Here is a 24,940-nt window from a genome sequence, read left to right as displayed (position 1 = left end):
GCAGCGGTGACCGACCGGTCGTCATCGGCAGCACTTTCATCGGCTAATGCAACACGCGGTTTGCCCGGGCCTGCGGCGCACCCTAGAATGCCCCGATGCGCGATGATCTCTCCCTTCTGCTGAACTCTCTCAACGATGCCCAACGCCAGGCCGTAGCGGCCCCTGTTGGCCGTCAGTTGGTCCTGGCCGGTGCTGGCTCCGGTAAAACCCGAGTGCTGGTGCACCGTATCGCCTGGTTGATCCAGGTCGAAAACGCCTCGCCCCACTCCATTCTGTCGGTGACCTTCACCAACAAGGCTGCTGCCGAGATGCGTCACCGCATCGAGCAGTTGCTGGGTATCAACCCGGCCGGCATGTGGGTCGGCACCTTCCACGGCCTGGCGCACCGCTTGCTGCGGGCGCACTGGCAGGAAGCCGGCCTGAGCCAGACCTTCCAGATTCTCGACAGCGACGACCAGCAACGCTTGGTCAAGCGGGTGATCCGCGAGCTGGGTCTGGACGAGCAGCGCTGGCCGGCGCGTCAGGCGCAGTGGTTCATCAATGGGCAGAAAGACGAAGGTCTGCGGCCGCAACACATTCAGGCCAGCGGCGATCTGTACCTGGCAACCATGCGTGGCATTTACGAAGCCTATGAGGCTGCATGCCAGCGCGCCGGGGTCATCGATTTCTCCGAATTGCTGCTGCGCGCCCTCGACCTGTGGCGCGACCATCCGGGCCTGTTGGCGCACTATCAGAAGCGCTTCCGGCACATTCTGGTCGACGAGTTCCAGGACACCAACGCCGTGCAGTACGCCTGGTTGCGCCTGCTCGGCAAGGGTGGCGACAGCCTGATGGTGGTCGGCGACGACGACCAGTCGATTTATGGCTGGCGCGGCGCGAAGATCGAGAACATCCACCAGTACTCGTCCGACTTCCCGGATTCCCAGACCATCCGTCTGGAGCAGAACTACCGCTCCACCGCCGGCATTCTCAAGGCGGCCAACGCGCTGATTGCCAACAATACCGGGCGCCTGGGCAAAGAGCTGTGGACCGATGGCGGCGACGGCGAAGCGATCAATCTGTACGCCGCGTTCAACGAACACGACGAAGCACGCTACGTTGTCGAAACCATCGAAAGTGCGCTGAAAACCGGCCTGGCACGCAGCGAAATCGCGATCCTGTACCGCTCCAACGCCCAGTCGCGCGTGCTCGAAGAAGCTCTGCTACGAGAGCGCATTCCCTACCGTATCTACGGCGGCCAGCGCTTCTTCGAACGCGCCGAAATCAAGAACGCTATGGCCTACCTGCGCTTGCTCGAAGGTCGCGGCAACGATGCGGCACTGGAGCGGGTGATCAACGTGCCGGCCCGCGGCATCGGCGAGAAAACCGTTGAAGCGATTCGCGAACACGCCCGGCACAGCGATGTGTCGATGTGGGAAGCGATGCGCCAACTGGTCGCCAACAAAGGCCTCACCGGTCGCGCGGCCAGCGCCTTGGGGGCGTTTATCGAACTGATCGAGAACCTTGCCGCCAAGTGCGCCGAGATGCCGTTGCACCTGATGACCCAGACCGTCATCGAGCAGTCCGGCCTGATCGCCTACCACGAAGCGGAAAAAGGCGAAAAAGGTCAGGCCCGGGTAGAAAACCTTGAAGAACTGGTCAGCGCCGCGCGCAACTTCGAAAACACCGAAGAAGACGAAGAGCTGACGCCACTGGCGGCGTTCCTCGGCCACGCTTCGCTGGAGGCCGGCGACACCCAGGCCGACGAGCACGAAGACAGCATCCAACTGATGACCCTGCACAGCGCCAAAGGCCTGGAATTCCCTTACGTGTTCCTCGTGGGCATGGAAGAAGGCCTGTTCCCGCACAAGATGAGCCTCGAAGAACCGGGGCGTCTTGAAGAAGAACGGCGTCTGGCCTATGTGGGTATCACCCGGGCGATGCAGAATCTGGTAATGACTTACGCGGAAACTCGCCGCCTGTACGGTAGCGAGACCTACAACAAGGTCTCGCGTTTCGTCCGCGAAGTGCCGAAAGGCCTGATTCAGGAAGTGCGCCTATCGAACAGCGTCAGCCGACCCTTCGGCGGCAACCAGTCGATGAGTGGCAGCAACCTGTTCAGCGGCAGCGAGATACCGGAGACCGGTTTCGTCCTCGGCCAGGCCGTGCGCCATTCGATCTTCGGCGAAGGCGTGATTCTCAACTTCGAAGGCTCCGGAGCGCAGGCCCGCGTGCAGGTGAACTTCAGCGAAGGCAGCAAGTGGCTGATGCTCGGTTACGCCAAGCTCGAGGCCATCTAACGCCGATTTCGCTTGCTTTCTGTAGGAGTGAGCCTGCTCGCGATAGCGGTCTGTCAGTCATCAATGTGGTGACTGACACACCCTCATCGCGAGCAGGCTCACTCCTACACGTGGCCCAAATCCCTCTGAACCTATCGCCTTTTCCTACACACAAAAGTACATCGGCTGATTGCCTCGCCAAGCTGAACGCAACCTGTCAGGCAAAAGCCGGAAACACTCTCTCGCTAGCCAGTAACACTTCAGCTGTGCAACATGGCGCGCGTGTCTCCACAAAACGGGAATACCCTTTATGAAACGTTTTCTTAGCATCGCCATGGCGTTGTGCATCGGCCTGACGATGAGCCTCGACGCCAACGCCAAGCGCTTTGGTGGTGGCAAAAGCGCCGGCGCTGCGCCGACGCACCAGACCAGCCAGATGGCTCCTTCTTCTCCAGGCGTGGGCGGCGCAGCTGCGACCGCTGGCGCTGCCGGTGCTGCGGGCGCTGCGGCCAAGGCCGGCGGTGCTACCAAGTGGCTCGGCCCTCTGGCCGGTATCGCCGCCGGTGGCCTGCTCGCTTCCATGTTCATGGGCGGCGGGTTCCAGGGCATGCAGATCTTCGACATCCTGATCATGGCGCTGATCGCGTTCGTGATTTTCCGCTTCATTGCCGCCCGTCGTCGCAAGCAGCAGGAGCAGTTCGCTCCGGCTGGCGCGCCGATGCAGCGTGAAGTCTTCGAACAGAAGCCTGCTGCCATGGGTTCGATCTTCGGTGGTTCGGCCGCTCCGGCCGCTGCCCGCCCGGTGATCAACGCTCCGGCCTGGTTCAACGAACAGCGCTTCCTCGAAGCTGCGCGCAGCCACTTCCAGTCGCTGCAGCAACACTGGGACGCTAACGAAATGGACAAGATCGCCGAGTTCGTGACCCCGCAAATGCTTGAATTCCTCAAGCGTGAGCGCGCTGACCTGGGTGACGGCTTCCAGTCGACCTACATCGACAACCTGCAAGTGCAGCTGGACGGCGTCGATGATCGTGCCGACAAGACCATCGCCACCCTGACCTTCACCGGCGTATCGAAGACTTCGCGCTTCGACCAGGGCGAAGTGTTCAGCGAGAGCTGGAACATGGAGCGCCCGCAGGGCGACAACCAGCCTTGGCTGGTCGCCGGTATCCGCCAGAACGGCTGATTGCCTGCTGCGCTTCACTTGCGGTAATAAAAAAACCCCAGCCTCGGCTGGGGTTTTCTATTTCGCAGTTGCATCTATAGCGAGCTACTGTATAAACCGGCCCCTATAAACCGCGCCATTCAAGCAAGAGGATCCCCGGACGTGGAAGAAATCATCGAACAATTACGCGAAGCCAACGAACCCGTACCGGTTCCTTTGGAGTTGCCTGACGAAGACCTGCTGGTAGAAATCGAAGAACAACTGTTCATCGACATTCCGTTTGTCTTCCGGGAATTTTTGCTGACCGTCAGCGATGTGGTCTATGGCAGTCTCGAACCGGTCACCGTTACCGACCCGCAATCCCACACCTATCTGCCGGACGTCGCGGCCAATGCATGGGATGCAGGGGTTGATCGCAGCCTGATCCCGATCTGTCAGGACGGCGATGATTACTACTGCGTTGAAGAAGACGGCACCGTGGTGCTTTGGCAGGCCGAAGAAGAACTGATTGCCGAAGAAACCTGGGAATCGGTGTGGCACTGGGCGCGGGACGTCTGGCTGGAAAGCTGATCGGCCAGCCGCCCCGGCGGCTAATGCCCTGACGACTCCTTGTGATTGTCGAGGGTTTCCAGCAAGGCTACCTGCATCCGCGTGTGCACGCGGATGAACCAGCGCCAGAGCAGCGCCGCCACGGCGGCCGCGACCACGGCGACCAGCACCAGCAACTTGTTGGTCGGCAAGATACTGGCCGACAAGGCTGCCAGCAGCAGGAAAATCACCAGCAGCGAGAGAATCGGGATCACTTCGGCGATCACCCGGCGCACTCGCTGCGTGTGCCGCCCGGCCATCTCCGGCTTGACGCCCATCTCCGCCAACAGCATCGACAACGCCTTGAGCTTGCGATAAGCCGCGATCAGGAACGGCAGCGACACCAGCAGCGCGCCGCCCCAGATCAACGCCTTCTGCCAGCTCGGATCTCCGATCCAGTCCTGCAGCCACACCGACAGGCGTTCGGCGAAGTAAGCCCCGGCGATGAAAATCGCAATCACCAGCGCCAGATTGACCCCGACCTGCAACAGAATCCGCCGGATCATCGACGCCAGCATCGCACCCTCGCCTTGCGGCTGGATGCTGCGCAGCCATTCACCGTACATGCCCAGCACCCGGCCGAGACGCTTGGGCATGGCTGCGGACAACTTGATCGACAGCGGATCGGCCGCGCGAATCAGATACGGCGTCAGCAACGTGGTAATCACCGACACCGCCACGGCCACCGGATAAAGGAAATGGCTGGTGACCTGCAAGGTCATGCCCAAGGCGGCGATGATGAAGGAAAATTCGCCGATTTGTGACAGGCCCATCCCCACTCGCAGTGAGGTACGTCCGTCGTTGCCAGCGATAAAAGCACCGAGGCCGCAGGACAGCATTTTGCCCAGCACCACGGCCACGGTGATCACCGCAATCGGCCAGGCGTATTCGAGCAGGATCATCGGGTCGAGCATCAGGCCGATGGCGACGAAGAAGATTGCGCTGAACAGGTCACGCACCGGCTCGACCAGCCGTTCGATCTTCAGCAATTGCCGCGACTCGGCCATGATCGCGCCAATGAGGAAGGCGCCGAGGACCATGCTGTATTCGAGTTTCACCACCAGCAGGCAGAAGCCGAAACACAGGCCCAGCACAGTGATCAGCAGCATCTCGTTGCTGTCGAATTTCGCCACGTAGGCCAACAGGCGCGGCACCAGCAGGATGCCGATGACCAGCGCAACGATCATGAACAGCGACAGCTTGCCGACCGTGGAAAACACCTCGCCCGAACTCACCGTACCGCTGACGGCAATGCTCGACAGCAGCGCGATGATGCCGATGCCGAGGATGTCCTCGACGATCAGCACGCCGAAGATCAACTGCGCGAAGCGCTCGTTCTTCATCTTCAGATCGTTGAGGGCCTTGACGATGATGGTGGTCGAGGATATCGCCAGGATCGCGCCAAGGAACAGCGAGTCCATGGTGTTCCAGTCGAACCAGCGGCCGATTTCGTACCCGATCCAGATCATCAGGATGATTTCAAGAAACGCTGCGATAAACGCCGTGGCGCCGACCTTGAACAGCTTGCGCAGGCTGAATTCCAGCCCGAGGCAGAACATCAGGAAGATCACTCCCAGCTCGGCGAGGGTCTTGATGGTGCCTTCGTCGTGGATCAGGCCAAACGGTGGCGTATGCGGGCCGATGATGAAACCGGCAACGATGTAGCCGAGCACCACTGGCTGCTTGAAACGGTGAAACAGTACGGTCACCACACCTGCGACCAACATGATCACTGCCAGATCCTGAATGAAGCTGATGGCATGCATGGTGTGGGCTCCCTGAATGACGAGGCCGCGGACAGACGTCAGAAGTGTCTGCGCAGGCTGGGTAAAAATCCGCTTCGGCTGTAGGAATTGCCCTTGGGCAGGGCTTTTGCAGGTTAACACCGCGACTTCTTTCTGAAAGCCGGTGCAATATAAGGAAACAGATCGATTCCGGCGTGACGGCGAGCCTGCGCCCGGCGTCCCGATAACGGTGCTTTCGATAAGCGACCAGGCACCCGCAGAAGTGCTTTCAGCCACCCGCCTTGACCCGTGAGAACGTTATGGAACCCGGAAACGCCCAGCTGTCGATGACGGTACTGATGACCCCCGATATGGCCAACTTCTCTGGCAACGTCCACGGCGGTACGCTGCTCAAATACCTCGACGAAGTGGCCTACGCCTGCGCCAGCCGTTATGCCGGCCGCTACGTGGTGACCCTGTCAGTGGATCAGGTGATTTTCCGTGAGCCGATCCATGTCGGCGAACTGGTGACCTTCCTCGCGTCGGTCAACTACACCGGCAATACCTCGATGGAAGTCGGCATCAAAGTGGTCACCGAGAACATCCGCGAGCGCTCGGTGCGCCACACCAACAGCTGTTTCTTCACCATGGTCGCCGTGGATGACCAGCGCAAACCCGCCGCCGTACCGCCGCTGCAACCGCAGAACAGCGAAGACAAGCGCCGCTTCATGCAGGCGCAGCAACGTCGGCAGATTCGTCAGGAGCTGGAAAAGCGTTATCAGGAGATCAAGGGCGACGCTTGATCATCCTTTGATATTGCTGGATAGATAGCTTTCGCGAGCAGGCTCGCTCCCACATTGGCAACGCTCCCACAGAGTTGACGCTGTACCTGTGGGAGCGAGCCTGCTCGCGAATGGGGCAACGCAGCCCTACAGACTGATCGCCGTCGCTTCGAACTTCACCCGCGGATGCGCAATCCGGTCCTGCGCCCGCACCAGTTGCAACTCGTAACTGGCACACGCCTGGGTCTCCAGCAGCACCTCGTGCACCGCCGCTGCGGTGAACTCGAACGCGGCGAGCAGACTGTCGCCCAATAGCACTCGCGCCAGAAACAGACCGGACGTCAGATCGCCCACGCCCACCGGCTGACGCGGAAACGCCAGCAGTGGACGGCGCAGGTGCCAACTGCCCTCAGCGGTTACCAGCAACATTTCGAAGCCATCGGCCGGTTTGCCCGGATAGTCCAGATGCTTGACCAGCACCGCTTTCGGCCCGCGCGTCAGCAGCGCCCGCGCCATCGCCAGGCAATCGAACAACGACTGCGGCTTGCGCCCGGAAAAGCTGTCCAGCTCCAACTGGTTCGGGCACATGATGTCCGCCACCGCTGCCGCCTCATCCAGCAGGAAATCACTGACCTCGGTCGGCACGCTGCAGCCTTTCTCCGGGTGACCCATCACCGGGTCACACAGATACAGCATCTTCGGATTGACCGCTTTGATGCGCGCCACGCCGCTGAGAATCGCACGGCCCTGCGCGGCGCTGCCGAGGTAGCCGGACAGCACCGCATCACAGTTGCCCAGTTCACCAATGGCGGCAATCCCTTCGATCAGCGCGGGAATCTGCTGTGGCGCCAGCACTTCACCCGCCCACTGACCGTATTGGGTGTGGTTGGAAAACTGCACAGTGTTGAGCGGCCAGACGTTGACGCCGACCCGCTGCATCGGAAAAACCGCGGCGCTGTTGCCGGCGTGGCCGAACACCACGTGGGACTGGATGGCGAGCAGATGAGGCGTACGTTTCATTCGGGTCATTCCGTAAAACGATTGAAATTCAAGCCGCGCAGTATGCGACGAAACGCAGCCTGTACGACAGACCGGCGACGCAGTTAAGCTGACGCCATCTTTTGGAGTTCGATGTTGATGCTGACCCTGGAAAACATCTTCGTGCTGATGCTGTTCGCCGCTGGCGGCGCCTGGTTATGGCATAACCACGGCTTGCGCGAGCGCGCGCTGGAGCGGGTCAAGCAACATTGCACTAATGTCGGCGTCGAATTGCTCGACGGCAACGTCGCGTTGAAGAAAATCGGCCTGATCAAGGACGCCAGCGGTCGGCGGCGCCTGGCGCGGGTCTACAACTTCGAGTTCACCGTGACCGGCGAAACCCGGCACAACGGCACCATCACCCAGTTTGGCGCGCACAGTGCGCAGATCGAACTGGCGCCCTACCCCGCGCCGTTCGACGATTCCCCGCCAGTGGTAGAAGTCAGCAAACCGCGCGCCGAAGTGATCGAGCTGAGTCAGTGGCGTCAGGAACACACCAAGTGGAAGCCCTGAGCTGACTTACGGCAGCCGACACCGCGCGAGTCCCGCCTGCAATTGATCGATGTTTTGTGGCTCAGCAAAGATCAGCTCGATTCGCGAGTCTTTGCGCCATTCGCTGGTTTGCCATTCGAGACTGGCGTTATCCAGCGCATTTGCCGACACCCAGCCATCTGCGCTGTGGATCACCAGTTTTGCCCGCTTCCAGTGAAGGCTCTTCAGCCAACCTGCGACACGCTGTTTGTCGAACGTCTGGTGCGGATGCCAGCGCCAACCGATGCTCCAGCCGCCCTCCTGCGCCTGACTCAGGCAGATCGGCACGGTCGGATCGCTCCAGACTGCCGGAAGCTGCGTCGGCCCTTCAGGAATGAGCAAGTTATTTGCGCCGCTCATCGCTTGCGTGGACAAGCCCGGCAGATCACCCAAAGACAATTGCGCCTGGCGGGTCCAGATCAGCCTGACCGGCGGCAACTGTCTGGCGATTTTCTGCCGTTGGTCCTCATCAAGGCCTTCGGCTTTGTTCATCAATAACAGCCCGGTACTGCCCAACGCCTGTTGTTGCGCTGCTGGCAGTGCTTGTCCTGCGTGCAGTGCCTGAGCATCGAGCACCAGTACACTCGGTTGCACCGCCAGTACGCCCTGCCAAGGCGCCTCGCTCAATTGCCTGAGCAACTGCAGCGGATGGCCCAGCCCGGACGGTTCGATGAACAAGCGATCCGGCTGCGCCTTGCGCAGCAACCGGGCGAGGCCAATCTGGAATGGCGCGCCGTTGACGCAACACAGACAGCCGCCGGCGACTTCGGCCAGGTCGGTACCCGCTGCGTCACGGCTCAGCAAGGCAGCATCCAGGCCGATCTGGCCGAACTCATTGATCAACACCGCCCAGCGTTCGCCAGCCGGACGCTGGGCCATGAGCTGGCGAATCAGACTGGTTTTGCCTGCGCCCAAAGGGCCAGCAATGACATGGGTGGGAATGTTCTGCAACATGGCGGCAAGTTTTTCGGAGATTCGAAGATGCGTTGGATGGGATGGTCGTTGCTGTTGGCGCTGCTGTCGAGCGAAGCGTGGGCCCAGGCCTGTGTGGTGCACAGTCAGGGCGAGCGGCTCGACGTCAAAGTCTGTCAGCAGAACCGCAACATTCCCGAGAAACTGTTCAATGACGGCTTCTGCCAGCCGACCCTGGCCGGGCAAAAAGTCGAAGTGCAATACGTCGACCAATGCCCGAGCGGTGCGTTTGGCGTGTGCAGCAACGCGCAAGTCGCCAATATGCCCTATCGCCAGGACATCCACTATTACGGTGTCGCCACTGATGCGGCGTACCTGAAGCCGTATTGCGAAACTCAGAGCCAGGGGTCGTGGCTCAAGCCTTGAGGCATCAGCCAAGCCAGTCGAGGGTCAGGATCAAGCGACGCTCGCCCGCTGGCGGTTGCGGCGAGCGGTGGATCATGCCGAAACCTTCGTTGCCATGCCATTTCTCGCCCTTCAGTAATGCAACATCGCCGCTGTTGAGTTGCCGGATATCCGCCTGGGGCTCGGCGTTGGCCTGGCCGAGTTGACGGCGGTCCATCGCACCCTCCTCGAGCCACTGGCTGCCGACGCCGGCGTAAGTCGTGATCAGCCGCACCGGTACGTGATCAACGTGGAAACGCGGGCACATGGCGTTGTTCAGCACCCGCAGGCGAAGACCGATCCGCCGCGCACCGAGCAAGCAGGCAAAAGCGCTGACCAGCCATTGCACATCAGCGATAAAGCTTTCGTAACCCTGCACATCGCGAAACTCCGCAGCCAGCCCGGTGAGATCCGGTTCTGCGTCTTCTTCTGGCAACTCCAGGCACAGCGACTGCGCCAACGGCTGGTTGAGCGACAGCAGCCCATCGGCAAACTCGCTGATGTGCAGTGGCAACTGTCGCTGCCAGGCGGCCAGATTGACGTCGTCTTCGAGAATTCGTGTCAGCGCTTGCGGGGTCGGGCCGTGGTGCTGATGACGGTTTTTTAGCCTCTGGATTGCAGACATCAGGCAGCCTCTTCGTACCAAGGGCCGAACGGGTCCGCGAGCGATCGCCAGCCTTCGGCACCCAGCGCCATTTCATCATCGTTGAGCAAGCAGGCATCCAGCTCGGCAGTCAGCTGTGGGAAATCGATGTTCTGGCCAATGAATACCAGCTCCTGGCGGCAATCTCCTACGCTCGGCGTCCAGTTTTCCAAGATGGCTGCGCTGCTTTCCTGATCCTGTGGCCATTGGTCTTTCGGTACGAACCGCCACCAGCGCCCGGCATAACCGTGGCGCATCAAGCCACCGGCCTGCGACCAGCTACCGGCATCGGTGGGTTTGCTCGCCAGCCAGAAAAAACCTTTGGAGCGCAGCAATTTGCCGTTCTGCCACGGGCGGTTGATGAAGTCGAAGAAGCGCTGCGGGTGAAAAGGCCGCCGAGCGCGGTACGCCGTCGAGGCGATGCCGTACTCATCGGTTTCCGGAATGTGCTCACCGCGCAGCTCCTTGAGCCAACCTGGTGCTTGTGCGGCTTTGTCAAAGTCGAAACGGCCGGTGTTCAGCAGTTTCTCCAGCGGCACCTCGCCCATCACCATCGGGATGATTTCGGCCTGAGCATTCAGGCGTTTGAGGATGGCGATCAGTTCTTCACGTTCCGGCTGGCTGATCAGGTCGATCTTGCTGATCAACAGCACGTCGGCGAATTCGATTTGCTCGATCAACAGGTCGGTAATCGAGCGTTCGTCTTCCTCTGCCAGCTCTTCGCCACGAGAAGCCAGGCTTTCTGCCGCTTGGTAATCGGGGAGGAAATTCACGCCGTCGACCACCGTCACCATGGTGTCGAGACGGGCGACGTCGCACAGGCTTTGGCCGTGTTCATCGCGAAAGGTGAACGTTTCCGCGACGGGCAGCGGCTCGGAAATGCCGGTGGATTCGATGAGCAAATAATCGAAGCGGTTTTCGCGGGCAAGCTTACTGACTTCTACGAGCAGGTCCTCGCGTAACGTACAACAGATACAGCCGTTGCTCATTTCGACTATTTTTTCTTCAGCGCGGTTAAGGCTGACATCACGCTGGACTTCGCTGCCATCGATATTGATCTCACTCATATCATTGACGATTACAGCCACGCGCATTCCACTTCGGTTACGTAGTACGTAATTCAAAAGCGTACTTTTTCCGGCACCCAGAAATCCTGAAAGCACGGTGACGGACAATTTTTCTGACATTGGATAATCCTGTGTTCTGTGCGCATTTGGCGAATATCCCATCGCTGTTCACCCATCGCCCCACGTAAGCATCTGAAAAACCAAAATCATGGACTGGGGCAGGTGCTGCTTTATGTTATGTTATAACTAACAACGCAAACCAGCTTTTGTTTCGCCTGAGGTGCCTGCGCTTGACACGAACCATGATGAAAAACGCGCTGCGTGGGGTTGTGCTGAGCTGTGCTCTGCTGCCCGTCGTAAGCATTCTGGCGCAGCCGGGCCCAGCGGCTACCTGTACGCGCAGTGCGAATCTCTTGGCCTGCGCGGACGCCGACGGCAACAGCTACAGCGTGAACACCTTGGGCAACACGCTCTATTTACGCGGCTTTGAAAAAGACGGGCATCGCTATTGGGCGCAAACCAACAGCCGTTTCGGTCAGCTCACTTTTTTACAGGTATCGCTTCGAACGGGGAGGCCTGGGTGGGTTACACCCGTCGTGTGGGCTGGACCACGATCAATCGTTTTTCAAGCTCTGGCGGAGGGAGCTCGAAGTTCACCTGTAGCCGAATTACCGGGTGCTGAGCACGCGTGGTTTTGCTTCGGTAAAAATTCATTCATGAAACAAGCATTAATTTTCGCATTGTTATACTGTAACGTTAGATTCGTATTAGTCGACGGTTACAGCCATGAATTCACTGACACTTCCGGATATTGCTGCAGAGGCTCTGCGCGAAAACGTGCCGCTTGAGTGGGTAGGTATGCAGGGCATCGCTTTGCCGATCATCCTGCAAGGAAAGCCGTTGAGCGCCAAGGCAGACGCTGGGGTAAGCCTCGATGATGGCGAAGCGCGGGGCATTCATATGTCGCGCTTGTACCTGGCACTGGATGCACTTGAACGGAACGAGCTTTCGCCGTCTTTACTGCTTCAAGTACTCAGCCAATTTCTCGATAGCCATGAAGGCTTATCTAACTGCGCTTATCTCCGGCTGCATACTGAACTGCTAATGAAACGCCCTGCGCTAATCAGCCCATTGGCCGGCTGGAAAGCTTATCCAGTGAGCGTTGCCGCCACGCTGAATAAGAAAATGTTCCACGTGGAACTAAAACTTGAATTGCCCTATTCCTCGACCTGCCCCTGTTCAGCGGCATTAGCCAGACAAATGATCCAGCAACAATTCATTGATGATTTTGCCAACCAGACGTTGCAACACGCCGATGTCCTGGCGTGGCTCGGCTCTTCTCGCGGCATCGTCGCCACGCCTCACAGCCAGCGCAGTACCGCACAACTGCATCTTCATCTCGATGAATCCATCGACGAGTTGCCTCTGATTGCGATCATCAACGCTGCCGAAGCGGCACTCGGCACCGCCGTGCAAACGGCGGTAAAGCGCGCCGATGAGCAGGCCTTCGCTCTCGCCAATGGCCAAAATTTGATGTTCTGCGAAGACGCTGCACGCCGCTTGAATCTGGCGCTACGCCGCATCCCTGGGGTCAGCGCGTTCCATTTGCGCGTTGTCCACGCCGAAAGCCTGCATGCGCACGACGCGGTCGCTGAATGCCAATGGCAACGGGAGTCGGCATGATTCGTTGCCAATCATTGAGCTGGGGGCTCCGGGCCAACCGCTGACTTCGCCGCTGAACCTGCAGCTCGCCAGTGGCTCACTGACAGCAATCATCGGTGCCAATGGCTGCGGAAAAAGCAGTCTGCTCAAAGTCATCGCCGGCCTGCAAAAGCCACTCGCGGGCAAGGTCGCTCTCGGTGTTCCACGGCAAAGCGGAGTGTCTTTTCTTCCGCAACAGCAGCATCTCGATCGTCAGTTTCCAATCAATTTGCAAGAACTGGTGGCGGCGGGATTCTGGGGCCGCCGGTTGTCAACGCAACTGCGCGCACAACGGCTACAAGCCGCACTGGAAAACTGGCACTTGCACGGGCTCGAACGGCGGCCATTGATGGCGCTGTCCGGCGGTGAGTTGCAACGCGCTCTGCTCGCGCGCTTGAGCCTGACCGACGCTGCCGTGTTGCTGCTCGATGAACCCCACGCGGCGCTCGATGAACTCGGTCAACAACTGCTCTGGCAGCATATTCACGCCTGGCATGGTGAAGGCCGGACCCTCGTTGTGGTGTGCCATGACCTCGCAGCGGTGCGCCAGCACATTCCCAGCACGTTGCTGATCAAGCATCGCGAGTGCCGCTTGGCGACGAGCGCGGAGCTGATCGAGCAAAAGCCGCACACGCAGGTGGCCTGATGCTCGCCGTCAGCCAACTCTGGCAACCGTTTCACGAATTCATGTTCATGCGTCGAGCGCTGTTCGGCGGCCTGGTGCTGGCCTGCAGCACGGCGCCACTCGGGGTGTTCTTGATTCTGCGGCGTATGAGCCTGATCGGCGATGCGGTCGCCCATGGAATTTTGCCCGGCGCTGCGCTGGGCTTCTGGTTCGCCGGGTTCAGTTTGCCGGCGCTGACCTTCGGCGGCCTCGGCGCAGGTTTGGGCATGGCCGGACTGGCGGCCTGGATTACTCGGCGCACAGGTTTGCGTGAAGACGCCAGCCTCGCTGCGATCTACCCGATCTCACTGGCCAGCGGCGTGCTGATTCTCGGTATCGCCGGAAAGCGCCTGGACCTTCTGCATCTGTTGTTCGGTTCAGCCTTGGCCGTCGATGGACCCACGTTGCAAGGCATGCTGTGGGTCTCGGCGAGCAGCCTGATCGCCATGGTGCTGATCTATAAACCGCTGGTACTCGACACCCTCGATCCACTGTTTTTGAGAACGGTCAGCCGCCTCGGCCCGCTGGCCCACGGCGTGTTCCTGACTTTGGTGGTGCTCAATCTGGTCATCGGTTTCCAGGCCATCGGTGCCTTGATGGTGGTCGGTCTGATGATGCTGCCCGCTGCGGCTTCGCGATTCTGGAGTCGCCGCTTGCCGACCCTGATTGCCGTTGCGGCAGTGATCGGGTGCCTGTCGGTGTGGTTCGGATTGCTACTGTCGTTTTATTACTCGCTACCCAGCGGTCCGGCGATCGTGCTGGTCGCCGGAGCCGGCTATCTGTTGTCGGTGATCGTCGGGCCGGTCCATGGTCTGCTGCGCCGCCCGCCTTTGCTCACATCCCAATGAGGTGTTTCCCGATGCGCGCCCTACTCGTGCTGTTCAGCTTGTTGCTGTCGATGTCATTGTCGGCGGCGGAAAAAATGCCGGTGGTTACCAGCTTCAGCATCCTCGCCGACATGGTTCATCAGATTGGCGGCGAGCATGTGCAGATCACCAGCATGGTCGGTGCGGATGCCGACGCTCACACTTACGAGCCAACGCCGGATGATGCCAAAGCGCTGCTCAAGGCGAGACTGATCATTAAAAACGGACTGGGTTTCGAGCCATGGCTGGATCGTCTGGTCACCAGCACTGCCACCCAGGCAACAGTGATCAGTGCCAGCCGTGGCGTGATCCCGCGATCCCTGGATGAGGACGGCGAAAGCGTTCCCGATCCGCATGCCTGGCACAATCTGGCCAACGCCGAGCTGTATATCGCCAACATCACCAAGGCGTTGATAGCGGCTGACCCGGCGAACAAGGTCGACTACGAGCGCAACAGCCAAACCTATCTGAAGCAGATCTACGCCCTGCTCGCCGAAGCCAAAAGCAAACTGGGTTCGCTGCCTGCGGGCAACCGCAAGATCGTTACCAGCCACGATGCGTTCGGTTACCTCGGTCAGGCCTACGGCATCGACTTCATCGCGCCTCAAGGTTTGTCCACCGAGCGCGAGCCGTCAGCCGCTGAGGTTGCCGCGCTGATTACGCAGATCCGTCAGGCCAAGGTCAAAGCGGTGTTCATGGAGAATATCAAGGACGCGCGCCTGCTCAAGCAGATCGCCGATGAGAGCGGCGCGCATATCGGCGGCACGTTGTACTCGGACGCGCTCGCTGCGAGCGGGCCGGCGAGCACCTTTACCGGCCTGTTCGAGTACAACCTCAACACGCTGTACAAAGCGTTGAGCCAGCCATGACGTGAAGCATCAAGCGCGGGGCTTCACCGTCCCGCAATCGTGACCCAGCCACACCGCGCGGGTTTCCAGACTCCCCTTCTGATTGATTCCGATGGCGTTGAACGTGCCATTGGCGACAGTCGTGAATTCGCGATCACTGAGAAAAGTCGCGACCCCGGTGCCCTGCGCTTTCGGGCAGCTGAAACGGAATTTCCACTGGTTGCCGGTGCGCTCGGTGATCTGCTGCTTGCAGCCCGATTGTGGATCGGCCAATGGAATATCATTGGTCGCCACTTGCTGCGGCGTAAGACAGGCACGAATGCCCTTGCCGCCAATGTTGATACCGTTCTTCTCCAGCGCCGCACGTTGTTGCGGCGTGATCTGGCCTTGAATCTGGCCGAGGATCGACTGCACGTCCATCGCTTGATCGTCGACTTTCAAATTGCTCGAGGTCATTTCCCACAGCCCCGGCTGCAACATCTGCGCTTGCGCAACCACCGGCAATGCCAAACCCAGGCCCAGCGCCAAACCCAGCAGACGAACGTTCATCGACAAACTCCTGATCAGTTGTGGCCGTTAGACGCCGGCCGGTTGCTTCGGTTCATGGGCCAATTAAATAGCGACATTCACCGCAGAACATGGTCTGTTAAGCATTGCATCTTCCGGAGCAAGGCTGCCCCATGGATTATTTTGGACCGCACATTTTCGGTTATCTGATCGCGCTGATTCACACCCTCGGATCGATTGCCGCGATACATGCGGTGCTCACCGTGCGCACCGCGCAAGGTTCGATTGCATGGGCATTGTCGCTGATCTTCATTCCTTACCTCACGCTTATTCCGTATCTGGTGTTCGGTCGCAGCACCTTCGACGGCTACATCAAGGCGCGGCGCCAGGCCAACGAACAAATGCGCGTGGCCATCTCCGAGCTGAACTGGCGCCCGTGGGTCGAAGAAGCCCTCGCCGCCCGCGCCTCCAATGCGTACGCATCGTTACGCGCCATGCCCAAACTCGGACGTATGCCGTGTCTGGCCAACAATGAAGTGCAGCTGCTGGTAAACGGCGCGGCCACGTTCGAAGCAATCTTCAGTGCCATCGAGCAGGCTAAAGAAGCCGTGCTGGTGCAGTTCTTCATCATCCACGACGACCGCCTCGGGCAACGCTTGCGCGACCTGCTGCTGAGGAAAGCGGGCGAAGGCGTGACGATTCATCTGCTCTACGACCGCATCGGCAGCCACGCCCTGCCCCACAGCTATGTGCAGGCATTGCGCGACGGCGGCGTTGCGGTGAAAGCATTCGCCACCCGCAGTGGCTGGCTCAACCGTTTTCAGGTCAACTTTCGTAACCACCGCAAGATTGTGGTGGTCGACGGCATCGTCGGTTTTGTCGGCGGGCACAACGTCGGCGACGAATACATGGGCGAGAAACCACCGCTGGCGCCGTGGCGCGACACCCATGTGCAAGTCCGCGGCCCGGTCGTGGCGAGCATGCAGGAATCCTTCGCCGAGGACTGGTTCTGGGCGGCGCGCTCGCTGCCACCCTTGATCCTGCCGGACGCGTACCCGGAGGATGGTGTGCTCTGCCAATTGCTCGCCAGCGGCCCGGCCGATGCCTATGAAACCTGCTCGTTGTTTTTTGTCGAAGCGATCCACGCTGCCACCGAGCGGGTATGGATCACCAGCCCTTATTTCATCCCGGATGAAGCAGTGTTCGCCGCTCTACGACTGGCCGTGTTACGCGGGGTTGATGTGCGCTTGCTGCTACCGTCGCGCCCGGATCATCGCATTGTCTACGCTGCCTCAAGCCTGTATGCGTTTGAAGCGGTGCGCGCAGGCGTGCGGGTGTTCCGTTATGAGCCCGGATTTCTGCATCAGAAAGTCGTGTTGATCGACAGCGAGATCAGCGCGATCGGCAGCGCCAATCTGGACAACCGCTCGTTCCGGTTGAATTTCGAGGTCATGCTGCTGACCGTCGACAGCACATTCGCTGCCAGCGTGGAACAAATGCTCGAAGCAGACTTCGCCCAGGCTTATGAAATCGCCAAGGAAGAGAGCCGGGAAATCCACCGCCTGCAACAAGTCGGCATGCGGATCGCCCGGCTGATCTCACCGATTCTGTAAAGGCGCCCACGCGCGGGGACGCCTTTGACTTCACGGGTTATAGATGTCGTCGCGGGTCCACGGCAGTTCATGGCTGCCATCGGCGTGCGCTTTGACTGCGAGGATCTGGTGCAGATTGATCCAGCCACGGGCAAACGCATAAGCGCAGCCGGCCAGATACAAACGCCAGATGCGCAGCGCCTGATCCGGCACCAGTTTGCCAGCGGCTTCGAGATTGTCCTCCAGACGCTCGCTCCAATGGTCCAGCGTACGCGCGTAATGCAGGCGCAAGCTTTCCACGTCGACGATCTCCAGCCCGGCTTCGCTGATCTCGGCGGAGATCATTGCCAGGTGCGGCAACTCGCCATTGGGGAAAACATACTTCTCGATGAAATCGCCGGCGCCGCGTCCTACTGGCCGGCCGTCGGTGTGCTTGGCGGTGATGCCATGGTTCATCACCAGGCCACCCTCATTCACCGCGCCAAACAGGGTTTTGCAGTATTCGGCGAGATTGGCGTGGCCGACATGTTCGAACATGCCGACACTGACGACCTTGTCGAAACGCCCGTCCTGGGGCAGATCGCGGTAGTCGAGCAGTTGCAGTTCGATCTGGTCTTCCAGCCCCTCAGCCTTGACCCGTTCGCGCGCCAGCTTCAGTTGCTCCTGGCTCAGCGTGATACCGAAGACCTTGGCGCCGAATTCCCGCGCGGCGAAACGCGCCAGGCCACCCCAGCCGCAGCCGACATCCAGCAGATACTCGCCCGGCTGCAGGCGCAGCTTGCGGCACAGATGGCGGAATTTGGCCTGTTGCGCCTGCTCAAGGGTTTCGCTGCCGGTTTCGAAATACGCGCAGGAATACACCATGTCGCTGTCCAGCCACAGCTGGTAGAAGGCATTGGAAAGGTCGTAGTGGTAAGAGATGGCTTTGGCGTCGGTTTCCTTGTCGTGCAAGGGCCGCGCCGGCTGACTGCCCTCCTCTTCGTCGAGCAATGCGCTGCTCAGTTCATCGCAGACGCGGATGACCTCGCTGATCGAGCCCTCCAGTTCAAGTTTGCCTTCAACGAACGCCGCTCCCAGCGCATCGAGGCTTGGGTGAGTGAACTGGGTGACCATCTGTGGGTCCTTGACCACGATGGTAACGCTGGGCGTCGGCCCCAGATTGAATTCATGGCCGTCCCAGAGTCGCAGGCGAAGCGGAAGCTGCAGGTTCTGTAAGGCCGGTGGAAGTTGCGCGAGCATGGAAATCCCCCTTGTTTCAGACGTCAGATCTGAGGGTAGACCATCGCAGAAAAATAGCAGGCTATCGAACTGATTAGCCTTATCTATCGCTCCAGACGCTCCAACAGGCCATCCTGCACCCACGACTTCCAACCGATGCCAGCTTGAAATGGAGCGCCCTCTTTTCCAATGACTGCTAACTTGGCCAGCAGTTCGTTACAAATCGTTTCAAAGCTCATCATCCATTTTCGCCAACGGTTCCTGAAACCGCAGCAAGCGACCGGCATTCCCGAGCACCAGCAAGGTGCTCAGATTGTGCAGCAGTGCAGCGATCATCGCTCCGGCTGCACCGAGCCAGCCAAATGCGGCGAAGACGACGATTGCCAGCGTCCAGCCCAAGCCGATGATCACATTGACCTGCAATGTTCTGCGGCACTGACGGCTCAGCCGCACACAAGTACCGAGCCGGCGCAGATCGCTGCCGATCAGCACGATATCGGCCGAGGCCAGCGCGATGTCCGCACCGCCCGCGCCCATCGCCACGCCAACCACACCGGCCTTGAGTGCGAGCGAATCGTTGATGCCGTCACCGACAACCATTGGCCGGAAGCCACTGTCGATTTCCTTGAGCACGCGATTGAGTTTGTCTTCCGGCAAGGCCTGCGCCTCAACCTCGTGCAAGCCGACCTCCTGCGCCAACGAGTTCGCGACACTCTGACGATCACCGGTTAACAACAGCTGGCGACCAAGACCCAACTCACGCAATTCTCTGAGGGCAAAGCGTGCCTCTGGTTTGACGCTGTCGGCCAACAACAGCCAGGCGAGAAACTCACCACGCAAGGCCAGCCCGGCGATCGGCCCATCGTGCTCTGGGACGGCCGTGGTGCTGATGCCCAACTGCGCGAACAGTTCCGGACGCCCGAGTGCCGCTTCACCCTGCGCGGTCATGGCGATAACACCCAGACCCTGCCGCTCCTGAATCTCGCTCAAAGGCAAATAGACTTGTGGACTGACAAGTCCCGCCAAGGCGCGGCTGACCGGATGACTGCTGGCTGCACCGAGGCTGGCCGCCAAGGTCTTCGCCGCTGCGTGATCTGCTGCTGCGCAGTCGATCGACTGCAGACGCAAGGTGCCGTAGGTCAGCGTCCCGGTCTTGTCGACCACCAATGATGTCAGATCAGCCAGCTCCTCAAGGAACGCCGAGCTGCGGATCAATATCCCGTGACGCGCCGCCACCGCGACGCCGGCAATCGCCGTGGCGGGAGCCGACAACACCAGTGCGCATGGGCAAGCGGCAACCAGCACTGCGAGCATCGCTTGCGCATCGTTGGTGATGAACCAGGTCACAGCGGCCAGCAGCAATACCAGGATCATGTAGCTGCCGGCGTAACGTTCAAGCAGCCGGGTGATCGGCGGTTTCGAGCGTTCGGCGTTCTGCATCAGGGCGATGACTTTGCCCAACGTCGACTCGTCACCGGTGCGCGTCACTTCGATGCGCAACAATCCGTCGAGGTTGATCGCACCGCCAAATACGCTCATGCCGACACCGGCTTCGACCGGCACGGATTCGCCAGTGATAGACGCGGTGTCGAGACTCGCCTGACCGGAGAGAACCCGGCCATCCGCTGGCACGCGATCACCGGCGCGCACCTCAACGGTATCGCCAGGTTTGAGGGTGCCATTGTCGACCTCGATGACCGAGCCGTCCGCCTGGATTTTGCGCGCATGGCTACGCGTGAGTTGCCCTAACGCGTGAATCGCTTCCTGCGAACCGATGACACTGCGTTCCTCCAGCACATGGCCGAAGATCATGATGATCGGCAGCAACGCCGCCGTGAGCAAATCGCCTGTCGCCCAAGCGCCAAGCATGGCCAGCGCAATCAGTTGATCGGTTATGCCATGCAAACTCGGATAACGCAGGCTGTACCATGCCGAGCGCATTACCGACACCCCGACCATTAACGAGGCAAAGCCCAACAGCAATTGGCTGACCCCGGTTTGCTCCGGCAGCCACCAACGCCAGATCAGGCCCAGACCGAGCAAGCCCAGCGCAAGCATCGCCAGGGTCAGTTGCCGTGCGGCGCGGCGTTGTTCGGCCGAGGACAACAGGCTCGGCGTGGCGGTGGTCGCAGTCATTGGCTGGCTCCCTGAATGATCAGACGGGAATCGTCTTTCGGGTTGACCGTGGTCACCGAGCCGGCCTGGCCGAGAATCTTTGGCATGCGCTCGCGATACAGTCGCAAGAGCAACTGCGGGTCGGCATTCCTGGCGAGGCTCGCGACCGTGGCAGTATCTGCCGACGCTCTGGCCAACCGTTCGCCGGCCTGGGCGTGGGCAATCTGCAGTGTGCGGTCGGCTTGTTCATTGGCGGTCTGGGTGAGTTTTTCGGCCTCGGTGCGCGCGTTGGCGACGGCTTTGTCGGCTTGTTGGCTGGCGGTCAGGACTGCATTGAAAGCGCTGACTGCCGGCTCGGGCAGACTCGATTGCACATCGACCCGTGCCACTTCGACGCCAATGCCCTGCCCGCCCGCTTTAAGTTCAGCCAGGCGCTGATTGATCGCGCGGACCAGATCACCGCGCAACCGCTCACGGCGCTCGGCGGCCTGGCTGTCCGCACCGATGAGCTCCGGACGTGCAACCAGGATGGTGTCCAGATCCCGCGCGGCGGTGAGTGCCAGCGCACTGCGCGTCACCAGCCGATCCAGTGCCGGCAAGACATGATTGCCCTGCAGGACGAAATCGTACGGATCACTGACTTTGTAGAACACCCGCACATCCAGTTGCACGACACCGGCGTCACCGGTCAATAAATAACCCGAGCCCGCCAGCGCATCGCTCAACGGCGTGGCAAACGAAGCGACGCGATCTGCCTTCAATGCTTCGTCGCTGCGCAACAGGTTTTCCACACGCCGCTCGATCACCCGATCCGCTGCCGGCAGGAGGATCACCTGTTCGAAAGGCTGCGGCCAGGCCCATAGCAGCCCGGCATTCTGAATGCGATCCAGCGCACCGAAATGCAAGACTACGGCGCGATTCTGCGGATCGATTTGCCGCACATTGGAAAACGCCCAAGCCAGTGCGGCCAATACCGTCACCGCATACAAGGCAAGAAATGCCAAGCGCCCGGCCTGAATCCAGGGACCATTCAATGTTTGTGTTCCACGTGGAACGTCATCAGTCATGGCTGCAATCCGGCTTTATTGTCGAGCGCTGGCGACCCGTCAACCAACACACGAAACGGTGCCGCATCGGTTCGCAAAATCAGTTTGGTTTCCGGCGTGACGATGGTGCCGAGCGTATCGAGCGAGCGCAGCAGGTTGTAGAGCTGCGGCGAACTGGCGTAGGCGCGGCCATAAATCTGCGCCGCTTCGACGCGGGATTGCGCTTCGATGTCGGCAGCTTTAACGGTCGCATCAGCCTGCACGATGCGTGCATCACGTTCGGCGGCGGATCGGATTTGCGCCGCTTCACGTTTACCGATCGCTGTGCGTTCGGTGGCGATGGTTTCACGCTCTGCGCGCATCCGATCGACCGTGGCGGTGAGTGTGACGGATGGCAGGGTCAACCGCTCGATGCCGACTTGCACGACGCGAACGCCGTAAGTCGCAAGTAATTGCTGATCGATCTGTCGACGCAACTGCGTCTCGAAGTCGCCGATGCGTACTTGGTTGGCATCGGTATTGACCAGACTCGCCAGATCAAAGCTGCTCGCCGTGGTTTCCAACGCCGAGCCGACGAAGGTGCGAATCTGCCGCGCGGCTTCGTCCGGCTGGTTTTGCACGGCGCGCATGAAACGCTGCACATTGTCCGCGTCGCCCTGCACCTGCCACGCCACGTAGGCCTGCACGATAATGCGCAGGCCGTCACGAGTACCGACATCCTGCAAACCACTGGAAGTAGTGCGCAAGCGCAGGTCTACCGGAATTGCTGCCTCAAACGGTGCCGGCCAGCGCCAGCTCAGGCCCGGATCCAGCAAGACGCGCGAGGGATTGCCGAAGCGCGTGATCACCGTGGCTTCACCAGAGCGCACTTGCACCAGGCTCGCCGCTGCAACCGCGAATACGACCAGCAACGCTGCCCAACCCATGCGCCGCCACGGAAACGGCCCAGCCTCTTGCGGCGCGCCGTGGTGGTGATGGTGATGCCCGTGATGGTGGTGATGCGCGCCATGGCTGTGATCGTGGCCGCTGTGGTCATGCGAATCGTGAGTAGGCGACTGGCTCAATGGGCAACTCCTGGTTGAGCGTTGGTGCGCGCGGGCGTCGGGTCTGCCGGCAGCGTGAAATTGCGCAAATCGATGGTCGGCGCGTTGGTCGTGCCGCCCAATCGGTGGTCAAGGATCAGCAGTCGCGCTTTGCTCAGGCCTTGGCTGAGCTGACTGAAATATTGCTCGAGTACAAAGGCCTGACCGGCACTTGCGTAGGCTTTCTGTTCGGCGTTGAATTTCGAAGCCGCTGCCTGCGCGGTGGCACCGATTTCCCGCGCGCTAGCAGTGGCGAGATCACGCGCAAGGCTGGCCTGCAAAAGTGCCTGGTTGCTCGCCTGTGCAGCGGCACCCCGCTCACGGGCAATCAACGCCTGCGCACCGATCTGCGCAGCTTGCACACTGTGATAGGCATTGGCCGCACCGGCCGGCGGATGAATCGCCTCGACCACCGTGGCGAGAATCTCTACGCCGCTGTTGAGTGAATTCAGATCGCTTTGCACCGCGCGACCGACCTCTTCAGCGAGGTCGACGCGGTCCTCACCGAGCAAACCATCCAGCGTACGGGAAGCAAAATCGTGCACGAGAATCCGACTCGCGGTGCTGCGAATCAGCGTCGGCACATCGGCGCTGTTATAGGTGGCGGCCAGCGCGGCCTCATCACTCAAGCCGATGCGATAGACGAAACGCACGTCCATGTTGACGATCTGGAAGCTCTGCTGCTCACCGCGACGGCTGGCGATGACTTGTGATTTGTCATTGACGTGACTGGCGTCCCACAAGCGGTTGGCTGTGGCCGGCGCCGGGCCTTCGGCAGGGTCGGCTTGCAGCGGTGCCGGGTTCTCGCCGACGCTGGTCGCCAGCTCATGCACCACGCCGTTTTCAACGCTCAGCACACGCCCCAGCGGCCAAGGCAAACCCACCTGTAAACCGGGGCCGAACACTTGCACCGGTTTGCCGAAACGTTCGTAGATACCCCGGCCCTGCAAGGGAATTTCATGAATGCCGGTGAGTAGCCACCCCACCACCGCCACCAGCGCCAACACCGGCAACAATGCCCGGCGCATGAAACTGAACGCCCAGATCTGCCGCAGATCGATGCCAAAACGGTTGTGCATTTCGTGCTGTAAGGCCAGCAAGGGTTGCGGTGGCCAGCGCAGCATGTCGGCGACAAAGCTGCGCGCCAGCAGCGTCGGTTCCAGCTGCTCGCGGCGGGGGCTGAACAGCGAAAGCACCGCACGCAATAAGAATTCAACAGCAACGAGACCCGGCAAGAGCCCGATCAGCACGGCGACACGCACCGGCCACACAGCGTTTTCGCCCGCGAACAACAAACACAACGCGCTCAAAACCAGCGTAATGATTGCCACCCGCGTCAGTTGCGCCAATGACCCTGCTTCCGGCCATTGCGCCGGGTTGTCCTGGGCCAGTTGCCTTTCGAACACCAGCAAACCGAACGCCAACAGCAACCCCAGTGCTCCCGCCACGGTGGCGGACAGGCCCATCGCCGCGCTCGGCAATGTCAGGTTCCACGCTTGGTCAACGCTGAGCAGCGCCGCCAACGCCCAGCCGGCCAACCACAACGTCGCCGCGCCAATCTGGCCGAGCAGATGCAGACCTCGCTGGCTCAGGCGATCGAGCAAGCGCTCGTACCAGCCTTCAGGTGCCGCGAGTTCTTCGCCTGCAAGCGCGGTCGAGGGCGTTGGATTTATCGCGCGTGTACGCCATTGCGTCAGCCACCAGGCCGATTGCAAGCCTGCGACCAACACCAGCAACGCGGCACTTTGATTGAGCAACAACGGTTGCCACAATGACTGCGGCGCGAACAATCCGACAAACAGCGCCAGCACCACGCCCGCCCCTGCCAGCCCGCCAAGACCCAGCGCCCAACGCCGTAGCCGCCGGCCCTGAACGGCTGCCTGCTGGAACCGTGGCAGCCCGGCCACTTGCGTGCCCTCAACCTGCAGATCGACTTGCATATCACCCCAAACTGATTGGTCCGCGTTCGTGTCGTTACGATATAACGAAAAGCGTGAAATATTCGTCGATATTCGCGCTTATTCAAAGATGCCCGACCTGTCGCTTGCCTGAAGCCTTGACTGAAATGTTGGAATGCGCACATATTACGTTCGTAATTTTTTATCGAGGCTAACGTTAGCGATCCGCATCCATCGATCAGGAGCAAGCG

Annotated in this window: 21 protein-coding genes and 2 pseudogenes; 12 read left to right on the top strand and 11 right to left on the bottom strand. The window is 60.4% G+C overall.

Annotated elements, in window-relative coordinates:
- The first annotated feature begins 95 nt into the window (after positions 1 to 95).
- From uvrD to M0746_RS25905, 3 genes are all read left to right on the top strand, one after another.
- On the top strand, positions 96 to 2,279 hold the full coding sequence (gene uvrD, locus M0746_RS25915; RefSeq protein WP_208939188.1) for a DNA helicase II: 2,184 nt from the start codon (positions 96 to 98) through the stop codon (positions 2,277 to 2,279).
- A 289-nt stretch (positions 2,280 to 2,568) separates the two neighbouring features.
- Positions 2,569 to 3,444: a Tim44 domain-containing protein gene (locus M0746_RS25910; RefSeq protein WP_258451116.1), complete on the top strand. Its 876-nt coding sequence runs from the start codon at positions 2,569 to 2,571 to the stop codon at positions 3,442 to 3,444.
- A 141-nt stretch (positions 3,445 to 3,585) separates the two neighbouring features.
- Entirely contained in the window at positions 3,586 to 3,993 is a 408-nt protein-coding gene (locus tag M0746_RS25905; protein ID WP_003187120.1) for an SMI1/KNR4 family protein, read from the top strand.
- A gap of 20 nt (positions 3,994 to 4,013) precedes the next feature.
- On the opposite strand, the gene M0746_RS25900 is transcribed toward M0746_RS25905, so the two are convergent.
- The gene (locus M0746_RS25900; RefSeq protein WP_258451115.1) at positions 4,014 to 5,777 is read right to left on the bottom strand and encodes a cation:proton antiporter; all 1,764 of its coding nucleotides are present in this window, start codon (positions 5,775 to 5,777) and stop codon (positions 4,014 to 4,016) included.
- A 278-nt stretch (positions 5,778 to 6,055) separates the two neighbouring features.
- On the opposite strand from M0746_RS25900, the gene M0746_RS25895 reads away from it, so the two are divergent.
- Positions 6,056 to 6,538, top strand: coding sequence for an acyl-CoA thioesterase (locus M0746_RS25895; RefSeq protein WP_016772447.1), 483 nt, complete (start codon positions 6,056 to 6,058; stop codon positions 6,536 to 6,538).
- Positions 6,539 to 6,664: 126 nt separating this feature from the next.
- Here the strand turns inward: M0746_RS25895 and pdxY are convergent, their stop codons facing one another.
- Positions 6,665 to 7,537, bottom strand: a complete 873-nt coding sequence (pdxY, locus tag M0746_RS25890; RefSeq protein WP_208939185.1) for a pyridoxal kinase PdxY — start codon at positions 7,535 to 7,537, stop codon at positions 6,665 to 6,667.
- Between the two features lie 117 nt (positions 7,538 to 7,654).
- Here pdxY and M0746_RS25885 point away from each other — a divergent pair, with 117 nt between their 5' ends.
- The gene (locus tag M0746_RS25885; protein WP_208941021.1) at positions 7,655 to 8,068 is read left to right on the top strand and encodes a DUF3301 domain-containing protein; all 414 of its coding nucleotides are present in this window, start codon (positions 7,655 to 7,657) and stop codon (positions 8,066 to 8,068) included.
- Between the two features lie 6 nt (positions 8,069 to 8,074).
- Here the strand turns inward: M0746_RS25885 and M0746_RS25880 are convergent, their stop codons facing one another.
- Positions 8,075 to 9,040 carry a CobW family GTP-binding protein gene (locus M0746_RS25880; RefSeq protein ID WP_258451114.1) on the bottom strand — a complete coding sequence of 322 codons (966 nt, stop codon included), beginning with the start codon at positions 9,038 to 9,040 and terminating at the stop codon, positions 8,075 to 8,077.
- A gap of 27 nt (positions 9,041 to 9,067) precedes the next feature.
- Here M0746_RS25880 and M0746_RS25875 point away from each other — a divergent pair, with 27 nt between their 5' ends.
- Positions 9,068 to 9,424, top strand: a complete 357-nt coding sequence (locus M0746_RS25875) for an NADH:ubiquinone oxidoreductase (protein WP_258451113.1) — start codon at positions 9,068 to 9,070, stop codon at positions 9,422 to 9,424.
- A gap of 4 nt (positions 9,425 to 9,428) precedes the next feature.
- Here the strand turns inward: M0746_RS25875 and M0746_RS25870 are convergent, their stop codons facing one another.
- Together M0746_RS25870 and zigA are read right to left on the bottom strand one after the other, a co-directional pair.
- A complete protein-coding gene (locus M0746_RS25870; RefSeq protein WP_258451112.1) occupies positions 9,429 to 10,067 on the bottom strand; it encodes a DUF1826 domain-containing protein in 639 nt (212 codons plus the stop codon).
- Positions 10,067 to 11,272, bottom strand: coding sequence for a zinc metallochaperone GTPase ZigA (gene zigA, locus M0746_RS25865; protein ID WP_258451111.1), 1,206 nt, complete (start codon positions 11,270 to 11,272; stop codon positions 10,067 to 10,069). Before zigA ends, M0746_RS25870 begins: the two co-directional genes overlap by 1 nt.
- 185 nt (positions 11,273 to 11,457) lie before the next feature.
- On the opposite strand from zigA, the pseudogene M0746_RS25860 reads away from it, so the two are divergent.
- The 5 genes and pseudogenes from M0746_RS25860 to M0746_RS25840 all read left to right on the top strand — a co-directional run bounded on the left by M0746_RS25860 (position 11,458) and on the right by M0746_RS25840 (position 15,252).
- Positions 11,458 to 11,834 (top strand): annotated as a pseudogene (locus M0746_RS25860) (glutamine synthetase).
- Positions 11,835 to 11,938: 104 nt separating this feature from the next.
- A complete protein-coding gene (gene folE2 / locus M0746_RS25855) occupies positions 11,939 to 12,835 on the top strand; it encodes a GTP cyclohydrolase FolE2 (RefSeq protein WP_258451110.1) in 897 nt (298 codons plus the stop codon).
- Positions 12,832 to 13,499, top strand: a pseudogene (locus M0746_RS25850) (metal ABC transporter ATP-binding protein). The gene folE2 and the pseudogene M0746_RS25850 overlap by 4 nt, the downstream one beginning before the upstream one ends.
- On the top strand, positions 13,499 to 14,365 hold the full coding sequence (locus M0746_RS25845; protein ID WP_258451109.1) for a metal ABC transporter permease: 867 nt from the start codon (positions 13,499 to 13,501) through the stop codon (positions 14,363 to 14,365). The pseudogene M0746_RS25850 and the gene M0746_RS25845 overlap by 1 nt, the downstream one beginning before the upstream one ends.
- 11 nt (positions 14,366 to 14,376) lie before the next feature.
- Positions 14,377 to 15,252 (top strand): metal ABC transporter substrate-binding protein, encoded by an 876-nt coding sequence (locus M0746_RS25840; RefSeq protein WP_258451108.1) that lies wholly within the window; start codon positions 14,377 to 14,379, stop codon positions 15,250 to 15,252.
- Positions 15,253 to 15,261: 9 nt separating this feature from the next.
- Here M0746_RS25840 and M0746_RS25835 read toward each other — a convergent pair whose 3' ends face one another.
- Entirely contained in the window at positions 15,262 to 15,780 is a 519-nt protein-coding gene (locus M0746_RS25835) for a DUF3617 domain-containing protein (protein WP_258451107.1), read from the bottom strand.
- 131 nt (positions 15,781 to 15,911) lie between these two features.
- Here M0746_RS25835 and cls point away from each other — a divergent pair, with 131 nt between their 5' ends.
- On the top strand, positions 15,912 to 17,351 hold the full coding sequence (gene cls / locus M0746_RS25830; RefSeq protein ID WP_258451106.1) for a cardiolipin synthase: 1,440 nt from the start codon (positions 15,912 to 15,914) through the stop codon (positions 17,349 to 17,351).
- Positions 17,352 to 17,381: 30 nt separating this feature from the next.
- On the opposite strand, the gene cfaB is transcribed toward cls, so the two are convergent.
- The 5 genes from cfaB to hflK (M0746_RS25805) form a co-directional block, all read right to left on the bottom strand.
- Positions 17,382 to 18,569 carry a C17 cyclopropane fatty acid synthase CfaB gene (cfaB, locus tag M0746_RS25825; protein ID WP_258451105.1) on the bottom strand — a complete coding sequence of 396 codons (1,188 nt, stop codon included), beginning with the start codon at positions 18,567 to 18,569 and terminating at the stop codon, positions 17,382 to 17,384.
- Positions 18,570 to 18,776: 207 nt separating this feature from the next.
- Positions 18,777 to 20,684 (bottom strand): cation-translocating P-type ATPase, encoded by a 1,908-nt coding sequence (locus M0746_RS25820; RefSeq protein WP_258451104.1) that lies wholly within the window; start codon positions 20,682 to 20,684, stop codon positions 18,777 to 18,779.
- Positions 20,681 to 21,730 carry a protease modulator HflK gene (hflK, locus tag M0746_RS25815; protein WP_258451103.1) on the bottom strand — a complete coding sequence of 350 codons (1,050 nt, stop codon included), beginning with the start codon at positions 21,728 to 21,730 and terminating at the stop codon, positions 20,681 to 20,683. Before hflK (M0746_RS25815) ends, M0746_RS25820 begins: the two co-directional genes overlap by 4 nt.
- Complete coding sequence (hflC, locus tag M0746_RS25810) at positions 21,727 to 22,773, bottom strand: protease modulator HflC (protein ID WP_258451102.1); 1,047 nt, start codon at positions 22,771 to 22,773, stop codon at positions 21,727 to 21,729. The genes hflK (M0746_RS25815) and hflC overlap by 4 nt, the downstream gene beginning before the upstream one ends.
- Positions 22,770 to 24,731: a protease modulator HflK gene (hflK, locus tag M0746_RS25805; RefSeq protein WP_258451101.1), complete on the bottom strand. Its 1,962-nt coding sequence runs from the start codon at positions 24,729 to 24,731 to the stop codon at positions 22,770 to 22,772. Before hflK (M0746_RS25805) ends, hflC begins: the two co-directional genes overlap by 4 nt.
- Positions 24,732 to 24,940: the final 209 nt, after the last annotated feature.

The organism is Pseudomonas sp. S11P7, assembly GCF_023195435.1.
Lineage (GTDB): Bacteria > Pseudomonadota > Gammaproteobacteria > Pseudomonadales > Pseudomonadaceae > Aquipseudomonas > Aquipseudomonas fluorescens_G.
Note: the sequence above shows the minus strand (reverse complement) of the source record. Positions and strands in the feature narration are given on the sequence as shown.

Coding starts and splice junctions, on each gene's coding strand:
- uvrD (WP_208939188.1), top strand. CDS start 96: ATGCGCGATGATCTCTCCCTTCTGCTGAACTCTCTCAACGATGCCCAA.
- M0746_RS25910 (WP_258451116.1), top strand. CDS start 2,569: ATGAAACGTTTTCTTAGCATCGCCATGGCGTTGTGCATCGGCCTGACG.
- M0746_RS25900 (WP_258451115.1), bottom strand. CDS start 5,777: ATGCATGCCATCAGCTTCATTCAGGATCTGGCAGTGATCATGTTGGTC.
- M0746_RS25895 (WP_016772447.1), top strand. CDS start 6,056: ATGGAACCCGGAAACGCCCAGCTGTCGATGACGGTACTGATGACCCCC.
- pdxY (WP_208939185.1), bottom strand. CDS start 7,537: ATGAAACGTACGCCTCATCTGCTCGCCATCCAGTCCCACGTGGTGTTC.
- M0746_RS25885 (WP_208941021.1), top strand. CDS start 7,655: ATGCTGACCCTGGAAAACATCTTCGTGCTGATGCTGTTCGCCGCTGGC.
- M0746_RS25880 (WP_258451114.1), bottom strand. CDS start 9,040: ATGTTGCAGAACATTCCCACCCATGTCATTGCTGGCCCTTTGGGCGCA.
- M0746_RS25875 (WP_258451113.1), top strand. CDS start 9,068: ATGCGTTGGATGGGATGGTCGTTGCTGTTGGCGCTGCTGTCGAGCGAA.
- M0746_RS25870 (WP_258451112.1), bottom strand. CDS start 10,067: ATGTCTGCAATCCAGAGGCTAAAAAACCGTCATCAGCACCACGGCCCG.
- zigA (WP_258451111.1), bottom strand. CDS start 11,272: ATGTCAGAAAAATTGTCCGTCACCGTGCTTTCAGGATTTCTGGGTGCC.
- folE2 (WP_258451110.1), top strand. CDS start 11,939: ATGAATTCACTGACACTTCCGGATATTGCTGCAGAGGCTCTGCGCGAA.
- M0746_RS25845 (WP_258451109.1), top strand. CDS start 13,499: ATGCTCGCCGTCAGCCAACTCTGGCAACCGTTTCACGAATTCATGTTC.
- M0746_RS25840 (WP_258451108.1), top strand. CDS start 14,377: ATGCGCGCCCTACTCGTGCTGTTCAGCTTGTTGCTGTCGATGTCATTG.
- M0746_RS25835 (WP_258451107.1), bottom strand. CDS start 15,780: ATGAACGTTCGTCTGCTGGGTTTGGCGCTGGGCCTGGGTTTGGCATTG.
- cls (WP_258451106.1), top strand. CDS start 15,912: ATGGATTATTTTGGACCGCACATTTTCGGTTATCTGATCGCGCTGATT.
- cfaB (WP_258451105.1), bottom strand. CDS start 18,569: ATGCTCGCGCAACTTCCACCGGCCTTACAGAACCTGCAGCTTCCGCTT.
- M0746_RS25820 (WP_258451104.1), bottom strand. CDS start 20,684: ATGACTGCGACCACCGCCACGCCGAGCCTGTTGTCCTCGGCCGAACAA.
- hflK (WP_258451103.1), bottom strand. CDS start 21,730: ATGACTGATGACGTTCCACGTGGAACACAAACATTGAATGGTCCCTGG.
- hflK (WP_258451101.1), bottom strand. CDS start 24,731: ATGCAAGTCGATCTGCAGGTTGAGGGCACGCAAGTGGCCGGGCTGCCA.